Source organism: Rhodanobacter terrae (assembly GCF_042657005.1).
Lineage (GTDB): Bacteria > Pseudomonadota > Gammaproteobacteria > Xanthomonadales > Rhodanobacteraceae > Rhodanobacter > Rhodanobacter terrae.
Window position 1 is genome coordinate 120,163 of sequence record NZ_JBHSNG010000004.1, and the last position, 19,625, is coordinate 139,787.

14 protein-coding genes are annotated in these 19,625 nt (G+C 66.3%); 3 read left to right on the forward strand and 11 right to left on the reverse strand.

Annotation, left to right across the window (positions count from 1 at the left end):
* The first annotated feature begins 50 nt into the window (after positions 1-50).
* Complete coding sequence (locus ACFPPB_RS05755; protein WP_377325250.1) at positions 51-473, forward strand: DNA polymerase III subunit chi; 423 nt, start codon at positions 51-53, stop codon at positions 471-473.
* A 1-nt stretch (position 474) separates the two neighbouring features.
* Here the strand turns inward: ACFPPB_RS05755 and ACFPPB_RS05760 are convergent, their stop codons facing one another.
* Positions 475-4,047 carry a hybrid sensor histidine kinase/response regulator gene (locus ACFPPB_RS05760; RefSeq protein WP_377325472.1) on the reverse strand — a complete coding sequence of 1,191 codons (3,573 nt, stop codon included), beginning with the start codon at positions 4,045-4,047 and terminating at the stop codon, positions 475-477.
* 153 nt (positions 4,048-4,200) lie between these two features.
* Entirely contained in the window at positions 4,201-7,845 is a 3,645-nt protein-coding gene (locus ACFPPB_RS05765) for a hybrid sensor histidine kinase/response regulator (protein ID WP_377325252.1), read from the reverse strand.
* A gap of 159 nt (positions 7,846-8,004) precedes the next feature.
* Between ACFPPB_RS05765 and ACFPPB_RS05770 the strand changes: the two genes are divergently transcribed.
* Positions 8,005-9,486, forward strand: coding sequence for a GTPase (locus tag ACFPPB_RS05770; protein ID WP_377325254.1), 1,482 nt, complete (start codon positions 8,005-8,007; stop codon positions 9,484-9,486).
* On the opposite strand, the gene mgtA is transcribed toward ACFPPB_RS05770, so the two are convergent.
* From mgtA to ACFPPB_RS05800, 6 genes are all read right to left on the reverse strand, one after another.
* Complete coding sequence (mgtA, locus tag ACFPPB_RS05775) at positions 9,468-12,128, reverse strand: magnesium-translocating P-type ATPase (RefSeq protein ID WP_377325256.1); 2,661 nt, start codon at positions 12,126-12,128, stop codon at positions 9,468-9,470. The two genes, ACFPPB_RS05770 and mgtA, sit on opposite strands and share 19 nt — an antisense overlap.
* 156 nt (positions 12,129-12,284) lie before the next feature.
* Positions 12,285-12,530 (reverse strand): hypothetical protein, encoded by a 246-nt coding sequence (locus ACFPPB_RS05780; RefSeq protein WP_377325258.1) that lies wholly within the window; start codon positions 12,528-12,530, stop codon positions 12,285-12,287.
* Between the two features lie 338 nt (positions 12,531-12,868).
* Entirely contained in the window at positions 12,869-13,771 is a 903-nt protein-coding gene (cyoE, locus tag ACFPPB_RS05785) for a heme o synthase (RefSeq protein WP_377325260.1), read from the reverse strand.
* Between the two features lie 2 nt (positions 13,772-13,773).
* A complete protein-coding gene (locus ACFPPB_RS05790; protein WP_377325262.1) occupies positions 13,774-14,949 on the reverse strand; it encodes a COX15/CtaA family protein in 1,176 nt (391 codons plus the stop codon).
* A complete protein-coding gene (locus ACFPPB_RS05795) occupies positions 14,949-15,521 on the reverse strand; it encodes a hypothetical protein (protein WP_377325264.1) in 573 nt (190 codons plus the stop codon). Before ACFPPB_RS05795 ends, ACFPPB_RS05790 begins: the two co-directional genes overlap by 1 nt.
* Before the next feature lie 23 nt (positions 15,522-15,544).
* A complete protein-coding gene (locus tag ACFPPB_RS05800) occupies positions 15,545-16,276 on the reverse strand; it encodes an SURF1 family protein (protein ID WP_377325266.1) in 732 nt (243 codons plus the stop codon).
* 59 nt (positions 16,277-16,335) lie between these two features.
* On the opposite strand from ACFPPB_RS05800, the gene ACFPPB_RS05805 reads away from it, so the two are divergent.
* Entirely contained in the window at positions 16,336-16,551 is a 216-nt protein-coding gene (locus ACFPPB_RS05805; RefSeq protein WP_072762253.1) for a twin transmembrane helix small protein, read from the forward strand.
* 216 nt (positions 16,552-16,767) lie between these two features.
* On the opposite strand, the gene ACFPPB_RS05810 is transcribed toward ACFPPB_RS05805, so the two are convergent.
* From ACFPPB_RS05810 to ctaD, 3 genes are all read right to left on the reverse strand, one after another.
* Entirely contained in the window at positions 16,768-17,655 is an 888-nt protein-coding gene (locus ACFPPB_RS05810; RefSeq protein WP_377325268.1) for a cytochrome c oxidase subunit 3, read from the reverse strand.
* A 130-nt stretch (positions 17,656-17,785) separates the two neighbouring features.
* The gene (locus tag ACFPPB_RS05815) at positions 17,786-17,917 is read right to left on the reverse strand and encodes a hypothetical protein (RefSeq protein WP_377325270.1); all 132 of its coding nucleotides are present in this window, start codon (positions 17,915-17,917) and stop codon (positions 17,786-17,788) included.
* A 57-nt stretch (positions 17,918-17,974) separates the two neighbouring features.
* A complete protein-coding gene (gene ctaD / locus ACFPPB_RS05820) occupies positions 17,975-19,591 on the reverse strand; it encodes a cytochrome c oxidase subunit I (RefSeq protein ID WP_377325272.1) in 1,617 nt (538 codons plus the stop codon).
* Positions 19,592-19,625: the final 34 nt, after the last annotated feature.

Consider the following 19,625-nt stretch of genomic DNA (forward strand, 5'->3'; position numbering starts at 1 on the left):
CATCGAGCCGCTACACTCGTTTCTCACTCCTCTCCACTCGCTCCTTGCCTATGCCCCGAGCCGACTTCTACCTGATCGACAAGCCGCGCTTCCGCGAGCAGCCGCTGCTGCTGGTCTGCGAGCTGACGAAAAAGGCATTCGCGGCACAGCAGCCGACCCTGATCCTGACCCGCGACTACGCCCAGGCCGAGGCGATCGACGAGCTGCTGTGGGCGTTCGACGATGACGTGATGATTCCGCACCAGCTGGCCGGCGACGACGACGATGCGGCGACCGCCGTGCTGATCGTGCCGCCGGGCATCGACACCGCCGACCGTCCACTGCTGATCAACCTGCGCGAGACCTGCCCCGGCGGTCGCTATCAACGCGTACTGGAAGTGGTTGCGGCCGACCCGGCCGAACGCGACGGCTCGCGCCTGCGCTGGCGCGAGTACCAGCGGCTCGGTTTCGAGCTGCACAAGAACGACATGTAGCTCAGACCGGATCGGTCACCGGCGACGCGGCAGCCGACTGCAATCGCGCCAGCGCACCGCTCAGCTGCTCACCGCTGAGCGGCTTGCGCAGGAAATCGTCCATCCCCGCGGCGCGGGCGCGTGTCTCGTCCTCGCTGCCCGAACGCGCGGTGACCGCGATGATCGGCAGGTGCGTCCCGGCCGGCTCGCGCTGACGGATCAGCCGCGCGATCTGGAAGCCATCGACGCCGGGCAGGTCCAGGTCCAGCAGCACCGCCTCGAAGCGCGCCTGCGCCAGCTCGGCCAGCGCCGCCAGCCCGTTGGTGACGTGCACCACCTGGTGGCCTTCGCGCTCGAGCAGGCCGCGGATCACCGCCGCCACGATGGTGTCGTCCTCCACCAGCAGCAGCCGGTAGCGCCGATCCGTGGCGGCGTCCGTCGAGGGTGGCGGCACGGCCGCCGCCGGTTCGGCCAGCGGCAGCCGCACCCGAAACGTGCTGCCGTGCGCCAGCCGCGATTCCAGCTCGATGCTGCCACCCATCATGTCGACCAGCTCGCGGCAGATCGCCAGACCCAGCCCGCTGCCGGCACGACGCTGCGGACCGTCCGCCTGCTCGAAGCGCTGGAACAGGCGCGCCTGGCTGGCCTCGGGAATGCCCGGTCCGGTATCGCTCACGCTGAACAGCAAGCCGTCGGGCGCGCGCTGCGCGCGCAAGGTGACGTGGCCGTGCTCGGTGAACTTCAAGGCGTTGTTGGCCAGGTTCAACAACACCTGCTTGATCCGCAGCGCGTCGCCCAGCAGCTGTCGGGGCAGGTCGTCCGCCACGTCCAGCACGAAGCGGATGCCCTTGGCATGGGCCAGGCCCTGCTCCAGCTGCGCCACGTCGTCCAGCAGCTGGCGCGGATCGAACACGGCCGGCTCCAGTTCCAGTTTGCCCGCCTCGATGCGGGCCAGGTCCAGCGCATCGTTGAGCAGCTTCAGCAGCATGCCGCCGGAGCGCTGCATCGCCTGGGTGTAGTCGTGCTGCTGCGGACTGAGCGGCGTGCTCAGCAGCAGCTCCGCCATGCCCATCACGCCCGTCATCGGCGTACGGATCTCGTGGCTCAGCGTGGCCAGGAACTGCGTCTTCGCCGCGCTCGCCGCTTCCGCCATCCGGCGTTGCTGTTCGACCATCTCCACATGGTGGCGTCGCGCCAGCCGGCGGCGCCAGATCGCGAGGCCGAGCCACACCGCCGCGATCAGCAGCAATGCATAGCCCAGCCATGCCCACCAGCGCGCCCACGGCGGCGCCTGCACCTCGATCTCCAGCGGCCGCGGCAGGCTCACCCAGCGGCTGTTGGCGCCGGCAGCCTGCACTTCCAGCGTATAGCTGCCCGCACCCAGTCCGGCGAATTCGCGCTCGCCGTGATTGCCAGTGGCCACCCATGCCGTATCGAAGCCGCGCAGCTTGAAGCGGTAGCGATTGGCGGCCGGATCGAGATACGAAAACAGCCGCGCCGCGACATCGAAGCCGCGATCCTTCCAGCCCAGCTGGACAGCCTCCTGTCCGAATGGCAGCGCCTGCAGCCGGCCGTGGCGGCGCACACTGACCTGGGTGATCACCAGCGGCGACGTGATGGAGTGATCGCGTATCCCGTCCGGATTGAAACCCACCACGCCACCTAGCGTGGGCGCATACAGGTTGCCGTCGGGCATCAACGCATAACCGCGTGAAAACTCGCCGTTGGCCAGGCCGTTCTGCAAGCCGAACGACTGGAACCGGCCATGCTCCGGATCGAAGCGCCACAGCCCGTCGCGGCCGAGCAGCCACACCCGTTGCAACGCATCCACCCGCACATCGACCACGTTGATCGACGGCCAGCCGGATGCGGCATCGACCGTGCGATCGAGCACCAGGCCGTCGCCGCGATAGCGGTAATGCTCCAGTCCGTCGGGACGCACCATCCACAGCCCGTCGGGCGTGAAATCGAAAGCATTCACGGCGCGGTCGTTGAGCACGCCGGGAACCGCCTCGAAGCGGTCGTGCTGCGCGTTCATGCGCAACATGCCGCCATCGTTGGCGTACCAGAAGAGGCCGTCGTGCAAGGTCAGCTGGCTACCCCACAACACCCGCTGATTGGGTTGCTCCATCGACGCCCGGGTGACCGCCAGCGTGTCCTGATCGACCCGGAACAAGCCCTCGCCGAAGCTGCGCGCGTACATCTGGCCGTCCGGCCCCAGCTCCACTTCCAGCGGATGCTTCAACTGCTGATTGTGCGGATCGGCCCGCTCCGGCGGCTTGCCGGGGGTATAGCGATAGAGCGCGCCTCGCACGACGATCCACAATCGCTGGTGCGCGTCCTGGGTCATCCCCAGCACGTCGCCGTGCAGATCGGACAGCACATGCTCGACCTTGCCGGTTCGCGGGTCGAGCTTGTCGATGCGGCCATCGCGCTCGCCGACCCAGACCCGTCCGTCGCGGCCGCGCGCCATCGCCGTGACGATCGAATCGCGCAGGCTGGCCGGGTCATCGGGGATGTGCGTGAAGCGGCTGGTGTCGTCCCAGGCCGGCGCCAGGTAGGCCACGCCGCCGTCCAGCAGAGTCACCCACAGTCCTCCTTCGTGATCGGTCAGCATCGACCATATCCAGGTACCGGGCAGGTTGCCGTTCAGCACCGGCTGGTTGGTCACCGCCAGCAACGGGGCGTCCGGCCGATCCTGCAGATACAAGCCATGCTGCGTGCCCACCCACAGCCGGCCGGCGACATCGCGGACACTGCTGAATATGTTGCCTTGTGGAAGCCCGGCCGCGGCGAGCGGACGCGCCACGTCGTCCTTGCCCACCAGCAACAAGCCGCTGGTGGTGGCGATGCGCACCTCGTCGCCATTGCCGTTGATGTACCAGGAGTCGATCGGCACGGACGTGCCCAGTTGCGACACGCGATGCATGTGACCGGCGGGATCGCGGCGGAACACACCCTGGCCGCTGCCGATCCACAGTTGCTGCCGGGCATCGACATACAACGCGGCGACCAGGCCGAACGCGGCCGGATCGCTGCCCAGCAGTTCATTGGCTATATGGTCGAAGCCGCTGCCGTCCGGCCGCATGCGATCCAGTCCCTTGACCGTGCCGACCCACAGGCAGCCGTCGGCACCCTGCGCAATCGTCCAGACCTTGTCGCTGCTGAGGCTGGACGGATCCTTCGCATCGTGCGCCCAATGCGTGAACTTGCCCGTGGCTGCGTCGTAGCGGTTCAGCCCGGCCTCCAGCCCGGCCGCCCAGAGCCGGCCATCGCGATCGAACACCAGCGAGGCGATGCCGTTTTCGTGCAGCGAACCGGGATCGCCCGCGACGTTGCGAAACACCTTGAAGTCGACGCCGTCGTAACGGGCGATGCCGCCCTTGGTGCCGAACCACATCGCTCCGTCGCGATCCTGCGCGATCGCGTAGACGGTGCTGCTGGGCAGGCCATCGGCCGTGCCGTAACGCCGGAATTGAGGCGTCGGCAACAAGCTGGCGGACGATGTCGAGACGGCCGGCGTCGGCGACACGGATGCAGCCGATGCCGGAGCGGTCAGGCCCAGGGCCATACTCAGCCATACTGCTGAAAACATCCGCTGTGCGCTCCCCGAGCTGTCCATCCTGCCCCGCCGCAGCGTCCCCTGATCGGTGATCCGATCGCGCAGCGCGGTGCCGGTGGCTGTCCCGACATGGCCGATGATGCCAAAACCCCAGTCCCGGCGCGAGCGTGGCATGGACGCATGCTTTCAGGCGTACTGGTCCTCCGGTGTTACCCCGTTGCTCGCATTTCGCGCCAGCACGCCGCTCAGCTGCTCACCGCTGAGCGGCTTGCGCAGGAAATCGTCCATCCCCGCGGCGCGGGCGCGTGTCTCGTCCTCGCTGCCCGAACGCGCGGTGACCGCGATGATCGGCAGGTGCGTCCCGGCCGGCTCGCGCTGACGGATCAGCCGCGCGATCTGGAAGCCATCGACGCCGGGCAGGTCCAGGTCCAGCAGCACCGCCTCGAAGCGCGCCTGCGCCAGCTCGGCCAGCGCCGCCAGCCCGTTGGTGACGTGCACCACCGTGTGGCCTTCGCGCTCGAGCAGGCCGCGGATCACCGCCGCCACGATGGTGTCGTCCTCCACCAGCAGCAGCCGGTAGCGCCGATCCGTGGCGGCGTCCGTCGAGGGTGGCGGCACGGCCGCCGCCGGTTCGGCCAGCGGCAGCCGCACCCGAAACGTGCTGCCGTGCGCCAGCCGCGATTCCAGCTCGATGCTGCCACCCATCATGTCGACCAGCTCGCGGCAGATCGCCAGACCCAGCCCGCTGCCGGCACGACGCTGCGGACCGTCCGCCTGCTCGAAGCGCTGGAACAGGCGCGCCTGGCTGGCCTCGGGAATGCCCGGTCCGGTATCGCTCACGCTGAACAGCAAGCCGTCGGGCGCGCGCTGCGCGCGCAAGGTGACGTGGCCGTGCTCGGTGAACTTCAAGGCGTTGTTGGCCAGGTTCAACAACACCTGCTTGATCCGCAGCGCGTCGCCCAGCAGCTGTCGGGGCAGGTCGTCCGCCACGTCCAGCACGAAGCGGATGCCCTTGGCGTGGGCCAGGCCCTGCTCCAGCTGCGCCACGTCGTCCAGCAGCTGGCGCGGATCGAACACGGCCGGCTCCAGCTCCAGTTTGCCCGCCTCGATGCGGGCCAGGTCCAGCGCATCGTTGAGCAGCTTCAGCAGCATGCCGCCGGAGCGCTGCATCGCCTGGGTGTAGTCGTGCTGCTGCGGACTGAGCGGCGTGCTCAGCAGCAGCTCCGCCATGCCCATCACGCCCGTCATCGGCGTACGGATCTCGTGGCTCAGCGTGGCCAGGAACTGCGTCTTCGCCGCGCTCGCCGCTTCCGCCATCTGGCGTTGCTGTTCGACCAATTGCAGGCGATGCCGCTGCGCCAGGCGCCGGCGCCAGTAGCGCAGGATCAGACTCACCATGGCGGCAAGCAGCAGCACGTAGATGACCCATGCCCACCAGCGCACCCACGGCGGCGCCTGCACGTGGATGCCGATCGGCACGGCCAACCGGACCCATCGGTCATCCGCACCGGCGGCCTGCACTTCCAGCGCGTAGTCGCCCGCAGCGAGCCCAGCAAAATCCCGTTCGCCGCGGTTGCCCGCATCGACCCAGCCGCTGTCGAACCCGTTGAGTCGAAAGCGGTAGCGGTTGGCCGCGGGATTGATGAACGAAGCGAGCCGCACGCCCACGCGCAGGTCACGGTCGCGCCAGCCCAGTTGCACCACCTTGCTGTCGAGCGCGATCGCGCGCACTTCGCCGGCGCGCTGCACGTCGAGGTACGCCAGCGACAATATCGGCAACGGGCCGGCGTTTTTCGTCCGCAGCAGCCGTTCGGGCTGGAACGCCACGACACCGCCGCTGCTGGTGGCGAACATCATTCCGCCGGGCGCCAGGGCGGTCGCGGCTCCGTCGAAATTCGCATTCGACAAGCCTTGCGCAGGGCCAAACGACCGGAAGCGGCGCGTGTGCCGATCGAATCGCCACAGACCCGGATTGGCAAACACCCATAACCCGCCCTGCCGATCGACCAGCAGGTCGCGCAGGTCGGAATCGAGTTCCTCGCGGCCGAGGTCGATGCTGTCATCGCGCGCCGCGCGCCCGTCGGCATAGCGGTAGTGTTCGAGCACCGACCCGTTGGTAGCCAGCCAGAAGCCCGTCGCATCGAAGGTGAAAGCGGCGATCTCCTGGCGCGGTACGCCCGGCACGAAAAGCAGTTTCCCGTCCTTGTCGTCCCGGCGCAGCAGGCCGTCTTCACTCGCATACCAGAGGCTGCCCGCGTGGAAGGAAAGTTGATCGGGACGCAGGATGCCGTCGCCGCCTTGTTCCATCGTCACCGGTGCCACGGCCAGGCTGTCGGGGTCGACGACGAACACGCCTTCATTCCACGAGGCGACGTACATCCGTCCGTCGTCACCGGCGCAGAGCAGCACCGGCCGCGTCACCCGCGCATGGCCGAGATCGATCGGAGTGAGCTTGCCCCGATCGAACGGGCCATGCTCGAGCCGGCCTTGATCGAGCACGTTGACCTGGGGCGGGTTGTCGATCCACAGGCGGCCACGCGGATCCTCCGCCAGCGACACGACCTGCCCCTGTATGCCTGGCAAGATGTGCTGAACCCGGCCGGTGGCCGCATCCAGCTTGTCGATCCAGCCATCGTTGCCGCCCAGCCACAACTTGCCGTCGCGACCCATGGCGATCGTCGACGCCGCAATACCGGTCAGGCTGCCGGGATCGTCCGGAATGTGGGTGAAACGGGAGAACCCGCTCCACCCTGGCGGCAGGTAGGCGATGCTGGACTGCTCGAAGGTGATCCATAGCCCACCTTCGCCGTCGAGCGCGGTCTGCCATGTCTTGTTGCCCGGCAGGCCGCCGGGCAGCAGCGGTTGAGCGGCGATTCGCTGCAGCTGTCCGTCGGCGTGACCCACATCACCATGGTCCAGCAAGACGCCGTCGGCCGTACCGATCCACAGCTGCCCCGATGCGTCGCGGGTACTGCTCATGATCCGTTGCGATGTCAGCTGCCGGCTCGCCAGCGGCCGCGCCACGCCATCGGCGCCGATGATCAGCAGACCGCCGGTCAGCGATACCCTGATCTCGCCGTGCCCGCCGTCGATGCGCCAGGTCTTGCTTAGGTCGCCCCGAAACGAAGGATCCACCGGCACCTCGTGCATCGTGCCGTCGGACTCGCGCAGGTACAGGCCACTTTCCGCACCGATCCACAGGCGGCCATCGGTCCCCGCGAACAGCGCCCGCGTCTGGCCGAACGAGGCAGAGTGTTGCCGGTCACCGACGTCACGCGGCACGTGGTCGAAACCGCTGCCATCCGCTCGCATGCGATCGAGGCCGCTTTCCGTGGCGACCCACAAGCTGCCGTCGGGCGTCTGCGCCAGGCTCCAGACCTCGTCGCTGGCTAGGCTGGCCGGCTGCGCGTCGTCATGGGTCCAGTGCCGGAAGCGTCCGCTGTTCTGGTCATAAGCCGTCAGCCCGGTCGAAATGCCGCCGGTCCAGACCCGGTTGTCGCGATCGATCAGAAGCGAATATGACGGGTTGGCGGGCAAGGAGTTCGGGTCGCCGGCCGCATGCCGGAACACCTTGAAGCCGACCCCGTCGAAGCGCACCAGGCCACCGGCCGAGCCAAACCACATCATGCCGTTGTGATCCTGCGCGACTGCGTAGATCGCCCCGCTGGGCAAACCGTCCGTCGTCCCGTAGCGGCGGAACTGCGGCGTCGGCAGCGGGCCGGACACCTGCGCGCCGGATCCCGCCGGCGCAGCCCGGGTGTCCGGCGCGAGCACGAGCGCGACCAGGGCCATGCCCAGCAGCCACGCCGACCACCTGAAACCGCTCCCCATCCAGCTTCCCCACGAACCGCTGCCGCCAAACCCGCGCAGCTCCGGTCGAAGCCGCGTCACTCCAGTTCACGATAGTGCCAAATCCATGACACCGGTGCGAGCGGAGCCGGCCGGACACATCGCCGAAGTCGGCCCGAAGAAGCTCGCTAGAATGCGCGCATGTCCCGACGCCTGCGATTGCTGCTCTCCGCGCTGGCCATGGCCGCGTTGCTGTGGCTGCTGTTGGCGGCCGCCGAACGTGCGCTGGCCTTGGCGCAACGCTTTCTCGCATTGCCGGCGTGGCTGCAATGGACGTTGGGCGGCACCCTGGCGATCTTTGCCGCGGCCGGATTGAGCGTGCTGTGGTGGCTGCTGCGTCCCCGACGCAAGCGGCGGCCGATGCCGGTGCCCGACCGTGGCAGCCTGGAGCAGCGCATCGGCCAGCTGCGCGAACGCGGCGCCGATACCGGCACGCTGACGGCGGAACTGGACGAACTCGATCGACGCCGTGCCGGCGCGCGCATCTACGTCGCGTTGTTCGGCGAAATCTCCACCGGCAAATCGAGCCTGATCCGTGCACTGGCGCCGCACGTCCAGGTCGCCAGCGACGCGCGCGGCGGCACCACCCGGGAAGTCGGCCACTACGACGGCCGGCTTGCCGACGGCCGCGCCCTGGTGCTGGCCGATGTACCCGGCAGCCGGGAAGCCGGTGGCGAAATCCACGAAACCATGGCGCGCGAGGAAGCGCTGCGCGCGCACGCCGTCATCTATCTATGCGCCGGCGACCTCAACCGCGGCCAGAGCGACGAACTGCGCTGGCTGGCCGATTTCGGCAAACCGTTGCTGCTGGTCCTGAACAAGGCCGACCAGTGGACCTCGGCAGAACGCGAACAGCTGCTGGCCCGCCTGCGCCAGCAGTCGCACGGCATCGCCAGCGCGGTGCTGGCGATCAGCGCCGGCGGCAGCGAGCGTTATCAACGCCTGCTCGCCGACGGCAGCACCGAATCGGTCGAGCGCCAGCGCAAGCCCGCGATCGAACCGCTGCTGCAGGCGCTGGCCCGGCTCACCGCGCCCGGTGCCGAAGGCCTGGAAAACCTGCGCGAAAACGCCGTGCTGGCCGGACTGCACCAGCGCACCGGCACACTGGAAGCGCGGACGCGCGCCCAAGACGCCGAGCGCATCGTGCGCAAATATGCGCGCAGGGCGATCGTCGGCGCGCTCGCCGCGGTGGCGCCGGGCAGCGATCTGGTGATCCAGGGCGTACTCGCCACCGGCCTCACCCGGGCACTCGCCGAGCTGTACGGCGTGAAAGTCAGCGACGTGCAGGTCGACGACTTCGTGCAGCAAGCCAGGCTCACCTTGCGCACCGGCACCTCGATCGTCCTGGCCGTGGCCGGCAATGCGTTGAAGGCGTTCCCGGGCCTGGGCACCCTCGGCGGCGGCGTGCTGCACGCCTTCGCCTACGCGCTGATCTTCGATTCGATGGGCCGCGCCCTCGCCGCCTCGCTGGCCGAACGCCACACGCTGGACCAGCTCGATGCCGGCGCCCGATTGAAGGAGTTGCTCGCCGATACCGGCAGCACCCGTTTGCGCCAATTGGCCGCGCTGACCGTGGACGTCGCGCGCGAGCGCAATGGCGCGGATTACAGCCAGCGCCCGTAGCGGCGCGTATAGATCACCTTCACCAGCTGGGTCAGCGCGCAATACGCCACCACGGTCAAAGCCAGCCACACGAAATACACCGGCGGCATTTCCATCATGCCGATCTTCGCGCCCACCGGAGTGTACGGCAGCAGCATGCCGATCACGATGATCGCGGTGGTCAACGCGAGCACCGGCGCCGCGGCGATGCTCTGCAGGAACGGGATCTTGCGCGTGCGGATCATGTGCACCACCAGCGTCTGGGTCAGCAGGCTCTCGATGAACCAGCCGGACTGGAACAGCGACTGGTGCGCCGGCGAGTTCGCGCCGAACACGTACCACAGCAGCAGGAAAGTGGTCATGTCGAACACCGAGCTGGCCGGTCCCACCCACACCATGAAGCGGCCGATGTCGCTGGCATCCCACTTGCGCGGCTTGCGCAGGTAATCCTCGTCCATGCGGTCGAACGGAATCGACAGCTGCGAGATGTCGTACAGCAGGTTCAGCACCAGGATCTGCAGCGGCAGCAACGGCAGGAACGGCAGGAACGCGCTGGCGATCAGCATGCTGAGCACGTTGCCGAAGTTCGAGCTGGCGGTCATCTTGATGTACTTGATGATGTTGCCGAAGGTGATGCGCCCTTCCAGCACGCCTTCCTCCAGCACCATCAGGTTTTTCTCGAGCAGGATGATGTCGGCCGATTCCTTCGCGATGTCGGTCGCGGTATCCACCGAGATGCCGACATCGGCGTCGTGCAGCGCCGGCGCATCGTTGATGCCGTCGCCTAGAAAACCCACCGTGTGGCCCTGCCGTTGCAGCGAACGAACCACCCGCGCCTTCTGCAGCGGCGACATCTTCGCGAACACCGTGACTCGCGCCACCAGCGTATCCAGCGCCGCGTCGTCGAGCGACTCGATCTCCTTGCCCTGCACCGAGTGGGTGACGTCCAGCCCGACCTCGCGGCAGATCTTGCGGGTCACCGCTTCGTTGTCACCGGTGATCACCTTCACCTCGACGCCGTGCTGGTGCAGCGCGCGGATCGCGGTGGCCGCCGAGTCCTTCGGCGGGTCGAGGAACGCCAGGCAGCCGACCGCGATCAGCCCGCTTTCGTCAGCCACGCTGTATGGCCGGTCGTGGCCGGGCTCGCGCTGCACCGCGACCACCAGGACGCGCAGGCCGTCCTCGTTGAGCTTGTGCGTCATCGCCTTGATGTCGCGGCGGCGCTCGTCGGTCATCGGCTCGGTGACGTCGCCGATTTTTGCGAACGTGCAGATCGACAGCATCTCCTCGACCGCACCTTTGCAGATCAGCAGGTGTTCGCCATCGTCCTTCGCCACCACCACCGACATGCGCCGGCGCTGGAAGTCGAACGGGATCTCGTCGACCACTCGATAGCGCGTCGCCGCCGCTTCCAGGTCGCGGTGCTCCAGCACCGCCTTGTCCATCAGGTTTTTCAGACCGGTCTGGAAGCGGCTGTTGAGATAGCCGAATTCCAGCGCCTCGTCGGATTCCTCGCCGTCAAGATCGAGATGGCGCTCCAGCACGATCTTGTCCAGCGTCAGCGTGCCGGTCTTGTCGGTGCACAGCACATCCATCGCGCCGAAGTTCTGGATCGCGTTGAGCCGCTTCACCACCACCTTGCGCCGGGACATCGCCAGCGCACCCTTGGAAAGGTTCGCGGTGACGATCAGCGGCAGCATCTCCGGGGTCAGGCCGACCGCGACGGACAGCGCGAACAGAAATGCCTCGGTCCAGTTGTGCTTGTCCAGCCCGTTGATCAGGAACACCACCGGCACCATCACCGCCATGAAGCGGATCAACAGCCAGCTGACACTCTTCACGCCGCGGTCGAAACTGGTCTGCACGCGCTGGCCGGACATGCTGTGCGCCAGCGAGCCGAGATAGCTGTGCGCACCCGTTGCCACCACCACCGCCGTGGCGGTGCCGCTGATCACGTTGGTACCCATGTAGCAGACAGTGGGCAGATCCAGTGCGCTGTCGTATTGCTGCGCACCGCCGCCGTCGGCGCTTACCCGCGCCGGTGCGGACTTCTCCACCGGCAGCGATTCGCCGGTAAGAATCGCCTGGCTGATGAACAAGTCCTTCGCGCTGAGCAGGCGCAGGTCGCCGGGCACCATGTCGCCCGCGCCCAGGTGCACGATGTCGCCGGCCACCAGCTCGGCCACCGGTACCTCGATCTGCTCGCTGTGGCCGTCGGAGGCCTTGCGCGTCACCGTGGCCGTATTGCGCACCATCGCCTTGAGATTCTCGGCCGCGCGCGACGAGCGGAATTCCTGGCTGAAATTCAACAGCACGCTGATCGTCACCATCACCGCGATGATGATCGGGCCGGACAGGTCGTCCGGCGTGGCGAATATCTGCACCACCGCCAGCACCAGCAGCACGATGATGAACGGGTTCTTGAACGCGCGCAGCAGTTGCCGCGACCAGTGCGGCGGCTTTTCGTGCGATACCTCGTTGGGGCCGTCGCGGTGCAGCCGCGCCTCGATCTGTTCTTCGTCGAGACCCGCCGGGGTGGTATCCAGCGCCGCCAGCAGCTCGTCGTTCGCACGGAACGCCTCCCGCGCAACCGCCGCGTGCAACGCTGCCGCACCCTTGCCCGCCGCCTTGACTGCGGCAGCCTGATTGGATTGCTTGTTCATGACCCGCTTCCGTGAATTCGCTGATGCCTGTCGTCGGTGCGAGTCTGCGGAATCAATCCGCGAAACGCGTCATCGCCGGTGCGCGCGGCCGCGCTGGCGGCCGGAACGGTGCCCCCGCTGGCGGGGGCCATCCCTTGCATGACGTCATGGCGACCATCAGCGACTGGATACCACAGCACGATGTACGGACGATGGCAGCGCATCGTCCCGGGCCGGTGCGGACGCATGGCCGGGGTTCCGGCGATGCAGTTCGATCACGTTGCTGCCCGCCATCTGCTCCAGTGAGGAGCGTTCGAGCGGGGCGGGCACGGTGACGGCGTAGGGGCGGCGCACGACGTCGCGACGGCCAGCCAGCAGCCGGTGCAGTGCGCGCAACAGGAGGGAATCGCGAAGGAGCTTCATGGGCCCATCTCCTCGTAACGACGCCTATGGCGTCGTCAGGGGTGGGCCGGACTTTCCCTAGTCGAGGAAAGCACCAGCCGACCGCTCGCGGTCGCCGCAGGCGTTCAACTTGTGGTTATGCGTCGCCGGCATCCGATGCTTGCGGATGTCGACGTTGCGACTAGGGTAAACGTCCATATGCCTTGGTTTGTCAGGACTGGGAGCCAGTCGACGCGATGCGCCGGCAGGCGCGCGCATTGTCGTGCTGCGCTGCGGAAGTGTCAACCCACAGGGCTGAATGAATGGATGAAATCTGTTCGGAATTGGGCCACGCCGGTTCGGCTTAAACCGATCGGGTTTCAACTCGAATGCTGCAGCCCCAGCCCCTGCTGCACGATCGGCCCGACCAGCCAGTGGTCGGCCAGCAGGAATGCAAACAGCGCCATCAGATACACGATCGAGTACTGGAACACCTTCATCGGGAACAGCTCGTCCGGCGGATTCAGCAGCCGCACGGCGTAATACAGGAAACCCGCATCCAGCACGACCGCACCGGCCAGATAGATCAGGCCGCTCATCCCGGTCAATGCCGGCAGCAGCGTCACCAGCACCAGCAGCACGGTGTAGAACAGCACGTGCCAGCGCGTGTACACGACGCCGTGCGTAACCGGGAGCATCGGCACCTGCGCGCGCGAGTAGTCGTCGCGGCGGAAGATCGCCAATGCCCAGAAATGCGGCGGCGTCCACACGAATATGATCAGGCACAACTGCAACGCATACGGGTGCAGCGTGCCGGTGACCGCCGTCCAGCCCAACACGGGCGGAATCGCCCCGGCGAGACCGCCGATCACGATGTTCTGCGGAGTGGCCCGCTTGAGGAACGCGGTGTAGACCACCGCATAACCGATCAGCCCGGCAAAAGTCAGCACTGCGGTCAGCGTGTTGACCAGCAACACCAACACCAGCATCGAGGCGATACCCAGGCTCAGCGCGAACACGAATACCTGCCGCGGGTTCAGATGCCCGGTGGCCAGCGGCCGGTGGGCCGTGCGCACCATGACCTTGTCGATACGCTGATCGATCAGCTGGTTGAACGCAGCCGCGGAGGACGATGCCAGCCAGATGCCCAGCGTGCCGAACACCAGTGCCTGCCACCGCGGCAGGCCCGGCACGGCGAGGAACATGCCTATCACCGCGCAGAACACCAGCAGCGCAACGATGCGGGGCTTGGTCAACTGCAGATATTCACGGAAAACGTTCATCTTCAGCGTCGCCCCAACGGCAGAAACATCGATTCGTCATGCCGACGCTGCGTACGCGTCAGCGTGGCCAGCAAAGTGAACAGCAACAACGCGGCAACGCCATTGTGCGCGGTCGCCACCGGCAGCGGCAGTCCGAAATACACATTGCTGATGCCCAGCAGCACCTGGGTGGTCAGCGCCAGAGCGATCGCCAGGCCAAGCCCGCGCAATCCGCGCCTGGCCACCTTGTACGACAGCCAGCCGAGATAGCAGAACACCACCAGCGCACCGAGCCGGTGCACGAGCTGGATCGCGCTGCGCGCCGCCGTGTCGAGCACGCCGCCTTCGTAGTTGACCTCGACCCCGCGCCACAGCACGAAGCCCTGGTGGAAGTCGGCAGGGGGCGCCCATTGGCCCAGGCATTGCGGGAACGAACCGGGACCGTAGCCGCAGGCCAGCGCAGCATAGTTCGCCGAGGTCCAGCCGCCCAACGCGATCTGGCAGAACAACAGCACGAGGCCGATCGTCACCAGCCGGCGCAGATCGGCCATGCGTTGGTCCGGCGCCGCCACGCCGGCAAAGCGCAGCGCGGCATACGCCAGCAGCGCGAAGGTGGTCATGCCGCCGAGCAGATGGCCCATCACCACGATCGGTTTCAGCAACAGCGTCACCGTCCACATGCCGAGCATCGCCTGGAAAATGATCACTGCCAGCGTCAGCACGCTGATCTTCCAGGCGCCTGGCTGCTGTAGCTGGATCGCGGCAAGCAACGGCAAGCCCATCGCACATACCGCCAGCAGCGACGACCACAAGTGCTCGCCGCGCATGTACAAACCCACGCCGACCACCGCAAACGCCGCGCCGGCAATCACCGCCAGCAACGCGCTGCGTTTGCGCGCGCTCGCCGTCAGCGCCAGCAACAGCACCATCACACCGAGGGTGCCGGCAAGGAAGCGGTGCACCTGTTCGCGCCAGGCCTTGTGCGCCTCGTACGGGCGATCCGGGAATGCCGCGTCGGCGTGCGCCACCGCCTGCGCGTGCTGCGGCCAGGTCACCTGGCCGTAGCAGGTGGGCCAGTCCGGGCACGACAGGCCGGCATTGGACAGCCGCACGAAGGCGCCGAACATCACCAGTCCGAACGCGAACACGGCGGCGAGCAGGGACAGGCCGCGCAGAATTTTCAGCGAACGCGCCGACATCACTTGATCACCTTCTGCAGATCCCGCAGCAAACCGGGGCCATCGAAACCGGCCGGATACAGCGACAATGCCGTGCCATTGGATTCCACCAGCACCGCGCTGACGCTGTCGGGCGTGGCCGGTGCATACGTGGCCAGCTTGCCGTCGACGTCGCGGCCCAGCGACCAATAGGTTTGCATGGCGACGCGTCGGCCCGCATCGGCCGGCGGCGTGCCGACATAGAGCAGGCGCAGGCGCGCCTGGTTGCGGTTGAGCATGACGCGCGCCTTGGCGATCCCGGTCAGCGTGTCGAAGCAGTGCGCGGCGCAGTCCGGCCCGGCCAGCGCGACCAGGGTCAGCCGCGGCTCGCTGTCGCGCCACGGCCACGTCTGGCCATTGTCCAGTTTCACCTGCAGCTTCTCGTCGACGAAATTGCGCTGCGGCAGGATCGCATGGCCGTTGCCTTTCACGCCCGGCTGCCAGCCGGTAAAACTGAGCAGGCCGGCAATGATCATCGGCGCCGCAAACACCAGCGCAATCAGCAGCAGATACATTCGGCTCTTGCGCAACGCAACGGGATCGACTGGCTTCATCGGACTTCGTGACCTTGGTGATATCAGGATTCGCGCGGTTTGCGCTTGCGATGCACGACCAGCAGGATCACCACCGCGGCTAGCGCGAAGGTGAACCACTGGAACGCGTAGGCGCGGTGCCGCGCCGGCGGCATCGAGGAAAAATCGAGAGTGTGCACGCGCACGTAGATCGAGGCGGGATCGGCGTCCAGCGCCAGCATCCGCGGATACAGCGGGCGGCCGAGATCGCGGGCGATTTCCGCCGGGTCCAGGAAAATGGCGTTCTTCGGCCAGCGGGTCTGCCGCGCCAGCGCATCGCCGCCCATCTCGAAACCCACCGGCGGCGGCGGTACGTACAAACCCCGCAAGCGGGTTTCGGTAGCCGGCAACGGCGGCAGTTGCGGCGTCTTGCCGTTGCCATTGCCCGGCAGGAAGCCCAGGTCCACCAGCAGCAACGGCGGCTGGTCGCGCAGCACGAATGGCGCGAATACCTCCACGCCGCCGCGACCGTCGTGTTTCGGGTTGTCCAGCAGATACAGCCGGTCGGCAAGATAGTGGCCGCTCACCTGCACGCGCGGAAAGCTGTCGGCCGGCGGCGCAGCGGCCACCTTGGCGAAGTCCTGCTGCGGCGCCGACGACGATGCGGCATACCGCCGCAGAAGTGCTTCCTTGAAATCGGCGCGATGCAGCTGCCAGATGCCCAAACGTATGAACAGCAAGGCTCCGGCCGCCGTCAGCAGCAACGCCCACCAGGACGGACGGCGAAACCCGCTCACGCGGCGGGCCCGCCGCTGGTGGCTATACTGCCGTTGTCGTAATGAATCGGATCAATCACGTGGAAACCGTCTACAAAGGTGCGCTGGTGGTGGTGCTGCTGGTGGTGATCTTCAGCCTCGGCCAGGCGCTGTACTTCATGATGACCGACAAGGACGACGACAAGCGCACGGTATGGGCTCTGACCCGCCGCATCGGCTTGTCGCTGTTGCTGATCGGCATGGTCGCACTCGGCATCTGGATGGGCTGGCTGCATCCGCACGATGTCGGCCAGTGATTGTAGCGGCTGTGCCCGCCGCGCGTCCCGGCCGCGACAAATCGCGCTCCATGGCCGCGAGTTTCGGTAGCGATTGAATCGCCCGATGCCACCACGACAAAAAGCCCGCCAATGGCGGGCTTTTTGTCGTGGACGTCTCGTGGCCGCTGCGAAAAGTCCGCCATGGCGGGGAAGTTGCCCGATGGCAGGTTTTGCTCTTCGCGAAACGACGTCGCGTCAAAGAATGTAGACGAACATGAACAGGCCGAGCCAAACCACGTCGACGAAGTGCCAGTACCACGCCACCGCCTCGAAACCGAAGTGGTGATCCTTGTTGAAGTGGCCCTTGAGCACGCGGAACCAGATCACCGCCAGCATGATCGTGCCCAGCGTCACGTGCAGGCCGTGGAACCCGGTCAGCAGGAAGAAAGTCGAGCCGTAGACGCCGCTGTGCAGGGTCAGGTTCAGCTCCTTGTAGGCCTCGATGTACTCGTGCGCCTGGAAGTTCAGGAACAGCGCGCCCAGCAGCACGGTCAGGCCCAGGAACACCAGGATCTTGCCTCGATGACCGGCACGCAGCGCATGGTGCGCGATCGTCACGGTCACGCTGGAGCTGAGCAGGATCAACGTGTTCAGCAGCGGCAGGCCCCACGCCGGCACGGTGCTGAAGCTGCCGCCGATGCGCTGCGGGCCGTTGCCGCCATTGGCACCCCACGCAGCCGCGTAGTCGCTCCACAGGAACTGATGGGTCAGCGTGCCATGGCCGTTGCCGCCCAGCCACGGCACCGAGAACATGCGGATGTAGAACAGCGCACCAAAGAACGCGCCGAAGAACATCACCTCGGAGAAGATGAACCACATCATGCCCATGCGGAACGAGGTGTCCACCTGGTGGTTGTAACTGCCGGACAGCGACTCGTTGATGACCGAGCGGAACCAGCCGAAGAACATGCCAAGCACGCCGACCACGCCGACCAGCAGCACGGTCTTGCCGAAGCCGGCGTCGCCGGGTTCCGCGTTCAGCCAGTGCGCGGCACCGAACACGGTGGTGAACATGACCACTGCGGCCACGATCGGCCAATAGCTCTTGGCCGGAACAAAGTAAGCGTCGTGCTGCTGACCCATGGTGAGACCCCGTGGACTTCTCTTGATGACTTTTGCCCCGTCGCGCCGACCGGGGAACTGCATGCCGATCGTCGAACCCGACCGGTTGAAGGAGACGTATTGAAGGAACCGTACAGCAACCGCGGTGCCGCTATTTCATCAGCAGGATCTGCAGGAACGACACCAGGAAAAACGCCAGCGCGATCGAGACCGTCACCACCAGGGTGCGCCTTACACCTTTGCGGCGTGCCGCGATTTCCGTGTTCATTGTCTGCTGTCTCATGTAGATCGGCTTCTTGCGCCGCCCGGCCCGACCGGACCGGGACGACAGGGTGAATGGTCAATCGTTGACGTGACCGTGCGCCAGCTCGTCGTCGTGGATCACCGGCGGCAAGTCGAACGTATGGTGCGGCGCCGGCGACGGCACCGTCCATTCCAGGCCCCTGGCGCCTTCCCACACGCGATCGGTGGCCTTCTTCTTCGAGAAGAACACGCAATGAATCAACACGCCGATGAAGATCAGCTGGGTGGCGCCGAACAGGAAGCCGCCGATCGAGCTGATCATGTTGAAGTTGGCGAACGCCACGTTGTAGTCGGGGATGCGGCGCGGCATGCCGGCCAGGCCCAGGAAGTGCTGCGGGAAGAACAGCACGTTGACCCAGATCACGCTGTTCCAGAAATGCACCTTGCCCCAGAACTCGCTGTACATGTTGCCGGTCCACTTCGGCAACCAGTAATAGGTCGCGGCAATGATCGCGAACAGCGCGCCGGTCACCAGCACGTAGTGGAAATGCGCCACCACGAAGTAGGTGTCGTGATACTGGAAGTCCGCCGGCACCAGCGCCAGCATCAGACCGGAGAAGCCGCCGATGGTGAACAGGATGATGAACGCGAGAGCGAACAGCATCGGCGTCTCGAATGTCATCGAGCTGCCCCATATGGTGGCGACCCAGTTGAACACCTTCACGCCGGTCGGCACCGCGATCAACATCGTGGCATACATGAAGAAGATCTCGGCGCCCAGCGGCAGGCCCACCGCGAACATGTGGTGCGCCCAGACGATGAACGACAGGAATGCGATCGAGGCGATCGCGAACACCATCGCCTTGTAGCCGAAGATCGGCTTGCGCGCGAAGGTCGGCACGATTTCCGAGATGATCCCGAACGCGGGCAGGATCATGATGTACACCTCGGGATGGCCGAAGAACCAGAAGATGTGCTGATACAGGACGGGGTCGCCGCCGCCGCCCGGGTTGAAGAAATTGGTGCCGAAGTACTTGTCGGTGAGCAGCATGGTCACCGCGCCGGCCAGCACCGGCATCACCGCGATCAGCAGGAATGCGGTAATCAGCCAGCTCCATACGAACACCGGCATCTTCAGCAGCTCCATGCCGGGAGCACGCATGTTGAGAATGGTCGCGATGATGTTGATCGCGCCCATGATCGAACTGATGCCCATCAGATGGATCGCAAACACCACGTAGGCCAGCGAATCGCTCTGCAGCGACAACGGCGGATACATCGTCCAGCCGCCGGCCGGGCCGCCGCCGGGCATGAACAGCGTGGACAGCATCAGCAGGAAGGCGAACGGCAGGATCCAGAACGACAGGTTGTTCATGCGCGGCAGCGCCATGTCCGGCGCACCCACCATCAACGGGATCATCCAGTTACCGAGGCCGACGAAGGCCGGCATGATCGCGCCGAAGATCATCACCAGCGCATGCATGGTGGTCAGCTGGTTGAAGAAGTAAGGCTGCATCAGCTGCATGCCGGGCTTGAACAGCTCGGCACGGATCAGCATCGCAAAGCTGCCGCCGATGAAGAACATCGTCAGCGCGAAAACCAGATACAGCGTGCCGATGTCCTTGTGGTTGGTGGACATGCACCAACGCTGGAAGAAACTTTTCGGCGCGCCGTGGTGATCATCGTGCTGATCATGGGTGGCTGCGTAGGACATGGCCTTGCACCTCTAACCTGAAATATTGAATGCG

Bases quoted from the DNA above. Each gene is read 5' to 3' on its own strand.
- ACFPPB_RS05760 (WP_377325472.1), bottom strand. From the start codon at position 4,047: ATGTTTTCAGCAGTATGGCTGAGTATGGCCCTGGGCCTGACCGCTCCG.
- ACFPPB_RS05770 (WP_377325254.1), top strand. From the start codon at position 8,005: ATGTCCCGACGCCTGCGATTGCTGCTCTCCGCGCTGGCCATGGCCGCG.
- ACFPPB_RS05815 (WP_377325270.1), bottom strand. From the start codon at position 17,917: ATGAGACAGCAGACAATGAACACGGAAATCGCGGCACGCCGCAAAGGT.
- mgtA (WP_377325256.1), bottom strand. From the start codon at position 12,128: ATGAACAAGCAATCCAATCAGGCTGCCGCAGTCAAGGCGGCGGGCAAG.
- ACFPPB_RS05795 (WP_377325264.1), bottom strand. From the start codon at position 15,521: ATGAAGCCAGTCGATCCCGTTGCGTTGCGCAAGAGCCGAATGTATCTG.
- cyoE (WP_377325260.1), bottom strand. From the start codon at position 13,771: ATGAACGTTTTCCGTGAATATCTGCAGTTGACCAAGCCCCGCATCGTT.
- ctaD (WP_377325272.1), bottom strand. From the start codon at position 19,591: ATGTCCTACGCAGCCACCCATGATCAGCACGATGATCACCACGGCGCG.
- ACFPPB_RS05790 (WP_377325262.1), bottom strand. From the start codon at position 14,949: ATGTCGGCGCGTTCGCTGAAAATTCTGCGCGGCCTGTCCCTGCTCGCC.
- ACFPPB_RS05780 (WP_377325258.1), bottom strand. From the start codon at position 12,530: ATGAAGCTCCTTCGCGATTCCCTCCTGTTGCGCGCACTGCACCGGCTG.
- ACFPPB_RS05755 (WP_377325250.1), top strand. From the start codon at position 51: ATGCCCCGAGCCGACTTCTACCTGATCGACAAGCCGCGCTTCCGCGAG.
- ACFPPB_RS05765 (WP_377325252.1), bottom strand. From the start codon at position 7,845: ATGGGGAGCGGTTTCAGGTGGTCGGCGTGGCTGCTGGGCATGGCCCTG.
- ACFPPB_RS05810 (WP_377325268.1), bottom strand. From the start codon at position 17,655: ATGGGTCAGCAGCACGACGCTTACTTTGTTCCGGCCAAGAGCTATTGG.